General features: G+C 48.9%; 3 protein-coding genes and 2 pseudogenes. 4 read left to right on the top strand and 1 reads right to left on the bottom strand.

The annotated features are described in order from the left end of the window. The 3 genes and pseudogenes from IKG78_RS13260 to IKG78_RS13250 form a co-directional block, all read left to right on the top strand. Nucleotides 1-264, top strand: a pseudogene (locus tag IKG78_RS13260) (ABC transporter ATP-binding protein); the annotation flags it as partial. Nucleotides 265-581: 317 nt separating this feature from the next. Continuing rightward, nucleotides 582-2051 carry a T9SS type A sorting domain-containing protein gene (locus IKG78_RS13255; RefSeq protein ID WP_290944276.1) on the top strand — a complete coding sequence of 490 codons (1470 nt, stop codon included), beginning with the start codon at nt 582-584 and terminating at the stop codon, nt 2049-2051. A 150-nt stretch (nt 2052-2201) separates the two neighbouring features. Next, nucleotides 2202-3956: a DUF4832 domain-containing protein gene (locus tag IKG78_RS13250; protein WP_290944274.1), complete on the top strand. Its 1755-nt coding sequence runs from the start codon at nt 2202-2204 to the stop codon at nt 3954-3956. Nucleotides 3957-4115: 159 nt separating this feature from the next. Here the strand turns inward: IKG78_RS13250 and IKG78_RS13245 are convergent, their stop codons facing one another. Beyond that, a complete protein-coding gene (locus IKG78_RS13245) occupies nt 4116-6359 on the bottom strand; it encodes a cellulase family glycosylhydrolase (RefSeq protein ID WP_290944271.1) in 2244 nt (747 codons plus the stop codon). 388 nt (nt 6360-6747) lie between these two features. Here IKG78_RS13245 and IKG78_RS13240 point away from each other — a divergent pair. Beyond that, nucleotides 6748-6990 (top strand): annotated as a pseudogene (locus tag IKG78_RS13240) (T9SS C-terminal target domain-containing protein); the annotation flags it as partial.

The raw sequence follows: 6990 nt of genomic DNA, 5'->3' as shown, positions 1-6990 counted from the left end.
GTGCGTGCAAACATCCTCGATTACCTCCGCAAGTTGAAAGACGAGCTGAAGATGACCGTGGTGTTCGTGACTCACGATATCGGTCTTGCAAACTACGTTTCTGACCGTATCTTCATTATGCACGACGGTAAGATCGTGAACCAGGGTACTCCTGCTGAAGTGCTCGACAACACGAACGAACCGCATACGCTCCGCTTGCTCGACGACATCCCGGAAGTCCACAAGACCGAATGGATCAAGAACAGCCATCGTAGCAAGAAGTAACACAATTTGTCATGCCGGACTTGTTCCGGCATCGCCAATTGTGTCATCCTATGCGAACTGTCATCCCGGCCTTGTGTCGGGATCAGTTGTTTATAACAGGTCCCGCAACTATTAGAAAAGCCGCAGCAATTCCGCTGCGGTTTTTTGTTTGTGTAACCTAGATGTACTTTTTTAGAAATATGTAAATGTAAAAATCTTTTTATGGACAATTTATCCATGACTACGAAGCGGTGCGTGTGTTTTTTTCTCACGGTCGAAATTATTTTAATTTGTATTGAGTAGTCTGGTGCTGAGGTGTTTGGTAATAAGGAGTACGAATGATTACCAAAACACCAAAACTGTTGGGCGCCGCTTGTCTTCTAGCATTCTGCGGCTCAGCATCAGCTTACACCATAACGGGAACCGTTTCCGACGACCAGGGCAAGGCCCTCAAGGGTGTCGCGGTGAGCCTCCTCAAGGAAGGCAAGAATGCCACGACGGATCGTCAGGGCAAGTTCACAATTCACGAAGACGAGATAACAACACCGCCTGCGGATTCGCCGGGTGTCGCTATTCATCCTGCTTTCAGAAATTCCGTCGGGTACATCAGCATTAACAACGGTATTCTGTCTTATTCCCAGAGCAGTACTTCGCCAGTGCAGGTGAAAATTTACAACTCTCTCGGAAACCAGGTTTTCAAAAAGTTTTTGCAGGGATCGGGGACGTATGATTTGAGCAAGGGCATCGAAGCTCGTGGCACGTATTTTGCTCAAGTTTCTGTAGGCAATGCCAAGCAGAACTTCAAGTTCACGACGGACAGGGGCTTCAGCAGTTCCATCGGCTCGCGGGCAAGCGGAAACGCCCTCATGAAGGAAGCCGAGAAGGGCGAAGCGCTCCGCTTTGTTGCAGAAGGCTATGACACGCTCACCGTTCCGCTGGGCACGCTCGATACGACTGTCGATGTGAAGCTCACGAAAATTGCCACGGAACAGACTTACGCATTTGGCTATCCGCTGAAGAACGAACCTACGCCGAGCAAGGGCTGCGGCAAGGACAACACGCTCAAGAATTACTTCAAGTTCAAGGGCGGTGGAATCGAGCACGAAGTTTATCTTGACCTCCCTGAAAATTACGACAAGAACAAGCCTTACCGTTTGGTGTTCGGCATGCACTGCATGGGCGGTTCCGCTCAGAACGTCGCAAAGAACGAACATTATTACGGCTATCGCGACAAGGATAAAAAGAATACGATTTTCGTGGCCCCGCATGGTTACACGGACCAGATGCCATGGCGCTGCGGTGACAACAAGGACCACCTCTTCTTTGACGAAATCCTCACTTACCTGAACGAGAACCTCTGCGTCGATACGTCGCGCGTGTTCTCCTCCGGCTTTAGCTTTGGCGCCATGTACTCGAACTCGCTTGCTCAAACGTTCCAGCATCGTTTGCGTGGCGTAGTGGTGTTCGCGACTGCTGACCAGGTCATCTACATTCCGAAGAACTCCGGTAAGCCTATCGCTTGGATGGGAACTGTGGGCCTGAGCGATGGCACGTGCCCGCCGAGCATGGGACGTAGCGCCCGCGACAGGATTTTGAGGAACAACGGTCCTGAAGGCCATACGGACTGCACAAGCGAAAAGGCGACCGAGTACACCGGAGGCAACCATGTGTGCTATGACTACAAGACGGTCGATCCGCGTTTCCCTGTGAAGTGGTGCACGTTTAATGGCGGCCACCAGTGGGATATGCGTGAAAACGGCAAAATGTGGGCATCCGACATCGGTTGGGAATTCATTACACAGTTCTAATTACGAGAGCTAAAAATTACGAGACCCCTGATTCAGTAAGACCCTTCCGGAAACGGAAGGGTTTTCGTTTTTCATCCTTCGTTTTTAGTCTTTTATTATATATTACGGATATGATTCGTTCTCAGATGCTTTTCTCATTGGAGGGGTACCGTGCATTTTTCACGTTTTACACAGACCGCATTATTTGCCCTCGCTTTAGCGATTCTGCTTGCTCCTGTTTCTGCATTTGCCGCTGGCCTTGTAAAGCAGGACATCGACACGACCGATGCGATGCAAACGCTCCCCAATTACGACCGGGGGTTCTATACGCCGCAGGTGCTGCACCTCAAGCCCTCGGGCTCTAAGCCGATTGAAAAACCGTATGGCAAGCTGTTGCACCTCCGTGCCGAAATTTCGGAATTCAGCAGCCGTGCCTGGCTTTCGATTGATACGACAGGCGGAAAACGCGATACGGTGCGCGGCGTGAGCCAGGACCTGACCGAAGACGCTCTCAACGTATTGCAGACGACGTTTGATAACATCCGCAAGAACAAAGGCTTTGTGATTGTGCGAATTTGTTATGACCCGTGGTACAATGGCCGCAGCAACGTGACTCCGGAGCACAAGTGGGTGTTACGCCATGTGGAACAGCTCGCTCCAGTGCTCTCGAAAAATACAGACGTGATTGTCGCACTAGAAATGGGTATGCATGGTGCGTACGGCGAAATGCATTCCGACACGAGCATCACTTACGACCGCGTTGCCGAAGCGACGAACTTGATGCTCCGCAACACTCCGCCCGAACTCAAAATTCTCACGCGCACGGGCAATTATTCGGCGAAGGTGCTCGGCTTTGACAACTGGGGCGTAGATTTCCACATTGACGGTGAAAAGTTCGCAGAAATTGCGAAAGCCAAAGGCGATACGATGTACCGCGTGGGCATGTTCAACGACGGCTACTTGGGAACGCAATACGATTACGGTACTTGGGGGGCTGATTGCAAAACATCCATCTGTCGCGAAGAAGGTGTCGCGTGGCTCGAAAAGTACGGCATCAACACGCCGTACGGCGGCGAGGCTTTGACAACGGCGAGCGGCTATCAGGTTATCAACACGCCGGAATTCCTTGCTTACGAGGGCTTCCGTACGCATACAAGTTACTTGAACATCCAATGGAATAACAACTTAATTAACAGTTGGAAAAAGACTTTGTTCAAACAAAAAGATTTTGATTACGACCCGGCTCGTGTCGATTCTCTGACGGGTTTCAAGTACATCAATGACCACTTGGGCTACCGTTATGTGCTGCGTGAATCATGGATGAACGATGTCATTTATGGCGAAGGCATTTTACGTGCGAAACTCCGCATCCAGAATGTGGGCTTTGGCAACTTGACGCGAAAGATGAAGGCTTCGCTTCATGTTTCAGGCATGGGTAATTTCGGCAACTTGGATACAGTAGGGGTGCTTTCTTACGATGTTCCGCTTCCAGATTCCATTGATTTTATGAAGGTGCTTAGTCGAAAGATTGAAATCAAGGGCGCCGATACGGTGATGACGTTTGACGGTAACAACGAAATTTCTATCGAGGCGAACGTAGGCTGTCACTCGGATTGGTCTGGTGTGCATTTGGATGTTGAATTAAAAGTTTGTAGTGAAACGAATCCTGAGGATTGCATTTGGTTTGCCAACAAAAATTGCTACAAGAAAGGATATATTGTAGATGATGATGCTTGTTTAGAAAGCGATAAAGCTTATATCGGAAACTTCGTCATGGGAAATTGCGATCGGACATCTATTCCTCATTCTCTTTCGAAAACAGCTCCGAAAATAAATGCTCCCTTCGTACAAAGAAACCGCAACAACATTATCATTCGCAACGGCGAAAAACGCTACCGTGCAAATGGCGTAGTTCCGTTATTCTGATTATCCCATCCTCGCATTAGCATTGTCATCCCGGCCTGAGCCTGTCCCGGATTTATTCCGGGATGCCGGGATCAGTTTTTCTAACGAAAAAAACTCCAGCCTGAGGCTGGAGCTTTTTAAATCTTGTCAAGAAGCGGGCTAGCCCGCTTGTATGAACGCTTACTTGTTCGTCCAGCGGATGGCTGCCTTGTGGCTGCCCTGACGGACAACCAGCGTGTAGGAACCGTTGGGAAGGTTCTTCAAGTCAACGGCATGGCTTCCGGCACTGTAGATGTCAGACTTCTGCATCACGCTTGCGCCGAGAACATCATAGATGTCGATGTTCACAAGACCGGTATTCTTGGTCGTGAAGTGGAGCGTCGTGCCGTTCATGCTAGCCTGAAGCTTGTTTGCAATCTTGCGGACCGGCTTGATGCTGATGAGCGGATTGAGGAATTCTTGGTATTCCTGCATGTTCACTGCGGCAGCGCTATCGCCAATGATAACCGTGATTGTTTGTTCCAATGAAGAAAAGTTTTCCGATTCCGGTGCCGTAGCTGTAATAGCGACAATCGCGTTTTGGTTGCCAGCCGCAAGACCAGGACTCTGCAAAGTCAAGTAAGAAGTCGTCGGCTTGCCGTTAAAGGTGTAAGTGACCGGTGATTGACCATTCAAGGATTTTGCAGGGAAACCTTCTGCGACAGATGCTCCCAACGCAAGTTTCTGATCCTTGAATTTATTCGTCATTTTATCGACACCTTTTTTGTAAGTGATTTCGAAGGTATCTTGCATGGCGCGGAAACCAGTTATTGCTGCCGCCGATGCGACGATTCTTCCTGTGCCGTAGCTCTTGAAGTGCAACATCCATACCTGTTCGTTCTTTTGGGTGCCGGAACAGTTGCTGTTGGTGCACTTGGACTTGCTGACGGTAACGACGGTCGGGTCAAGAGCCGTAAGTGTAAAATTGGAGCCTTGATCCGTTTTGCTATCCATTGTCAAGAGGAAGTCTTTGGTTCCGTCACCGTCAAAGTCGAGCGTTCTGCTGGTCTTTGTTGCTGTATTGCAAGATCCCGAATAGAAACAGGTTGCATTTTCAAGGTTCGTGATCGTTTGGCCTGCAATTTGTGTGATTGTGACGACAGACTGGGAGCCGTCGTTGCCCGTGAAGATGGCTAAACCGTAGTCTCCGATGATTATGTCGCTACCCGAAGCCGATGCCACTTTTTCGTTACTAGATGTGTATGTACAGCCGGACTTGAGCACACCGGAAATCTTTTCAGCGGATTGTTTAGCTGTTGTCGCCTTGAAAGCGCAACTGCCGCTGTTCTTGCCCTTGACGAGGGTGTCTGCCCAGGAACGGGCGTTCTTGGTGAGATAGCTCTTGATGAAGTTGCCCGAAGAGGTGTAAGTTGCTGCATCGAGTTCCGCTATCGTGTGGAGGGATTTGTCCCCTGCGAATATGGCGGACTTTTCGCTCTTCTTATCTACATCGGAGGTTTGCTGGCGCAAGCTCCAGTTGCAGTTCGGAATGTTGTTCTGGTCCATGAAACTGGTCCATTCGCTGGAGGCGCTGGTGTTCGGGTCTCCGTTACCGTCTGCGTTGGTTGTTCCCCATTCGCTGATAAATACCGGATAGCCGGCGCTGAGTGCGCTCGAAACGTTTCCGCCATAGCTACCCTTGGAGTGTGTTGCGGCGTAGAAGTGCAATACGTATGCAATGTTTTTCGCGTTGATGGGGTCTCTTGCGCCCTGTTCTGGGTGCTGTGACCAGTTCGGCGTACCCACGATAATCAAGTTATCCGTGTTGGCGCGGATGAGGGGACAAATCGTGTTGGCGTAGCTTTTGACGTTTCCCCAGTCACCGCCGCTGCCGCTTACCGGTTCGTTGTAGATTTCGTAAATGACGTTAGGGACGTCTTTGTATTTCTCGGAAACGGTCTTGAAGAAGTCCTTGGCGATGCTTGTTTCGAGATGGGCTCTGTGGCTATGCCAGTCAATGATGATATAGACATCGTTTTCGATGGCTGCTTTGACCATCTTGTCAATCATTTTCATTTGGCCACTCGGATCGCCCTTGTAAGAGTTCCCTGCGTCCACTTTGTTCTTGGTGCTTCCATCGGAATCGTAATATTCGATGGCCATGGCGTAGCGGAACACGTCGATCTTAAGGTTATCTACAGCCCATGAAATGACTGTCGGGTCGTAGTATGCCGCACCGGTTGCGTCTGACCAGAAAAGGCTTACGCCGCGGAGCATGACTTGCAGGTTGTTCTTTGCGCCGACTATCTTGTTTCCGTTGGTGTGGAGGGCACCGTAATAAGATACGGGACCGGCTTTTTTCGGAACTGCAATCGGGGCATCGGCAGCGAAGGCGGATATTGCCGCGCCTGCCAGAAGGCTTGTCAGTAGCTTTGTCAACTTCATGAGTATTTTTCCTTTTGTTTTTTTGACAAAAATTATCTAATTAAAATCAAGATAGTAAACTATTTAGCTTAATTTTTTGTTTACCGTTGAACACGGGGGTATTATTAGTAATGTAGTTTTCTGCGAGTTAAAAGAAAATACCTGAATGTAATAAATGGGGTGTGTCTCTTTTAATTGTGATGTAGAGCACAGTAAGTTGTTCAATTTTAGTTTGTATGGTATGAAAACGCTCTCGAATCCTCGAATTAAGCCAAAACTATAGTTTTGGCATGATTGTGTAAATTTTTTTTTCAAGGCCTTTTTGGTATGGCATTTTTTGCAAAAAAAAAATATATTGTTGAGCGAACTACCCAAAATGGGCTAAACAATTAAAAAAAGAGAGAGAATTATGAATAAGAAACTCACAATTGCGGCGGCTCTTCTTGCTGCTTCTTCGGCTTTCGCCTTTGATGTGTGGGACGGCGCCCAAGGTGCTCCGCAGGTTGTAACGGGCCTTGATAACGGTTCTGAAACTTCTGGTTACTGGTTCGGCTACGATGATAGTAACGATAAGGGTAAATCCAAGGTCGTGTGGGCTGATGGTGTATCTGCAGTGCCGCTCGATGGTGGTGACCTTTCTGACGTTATTGTT

The organism is Fibrobacter sp. (assembly GCF_017545445.1).
Classification (GTDB): Bacteria; Fibrobacterota; Fibrobacteria; order Fibrobacterales; family Fibrobacteraceae; genus Fibrobacter.
Note: the sequence above shows the minus strand (reverse complement) of the source record. Positions and strands in the feature narration are given on the sequence as shown.

Excerpts from the sequence above, each read along its gene's own strand:
- IKG78_RS13255 (WP_290944276.1), top strand. The coding sequence starts at position 582 with ATGATTACCAAAACACCAAAACTGTTGGGCGCCGCTTGTCTTCTAGCA.
- IKG78_RS13245 (WP_290944271.1), bottom strand. The coding sequence starts at position 6,359 with ATGAAGTTGACAAAGCTACTGACAAGCCTTCTGGCAGGCGCGGCAATA.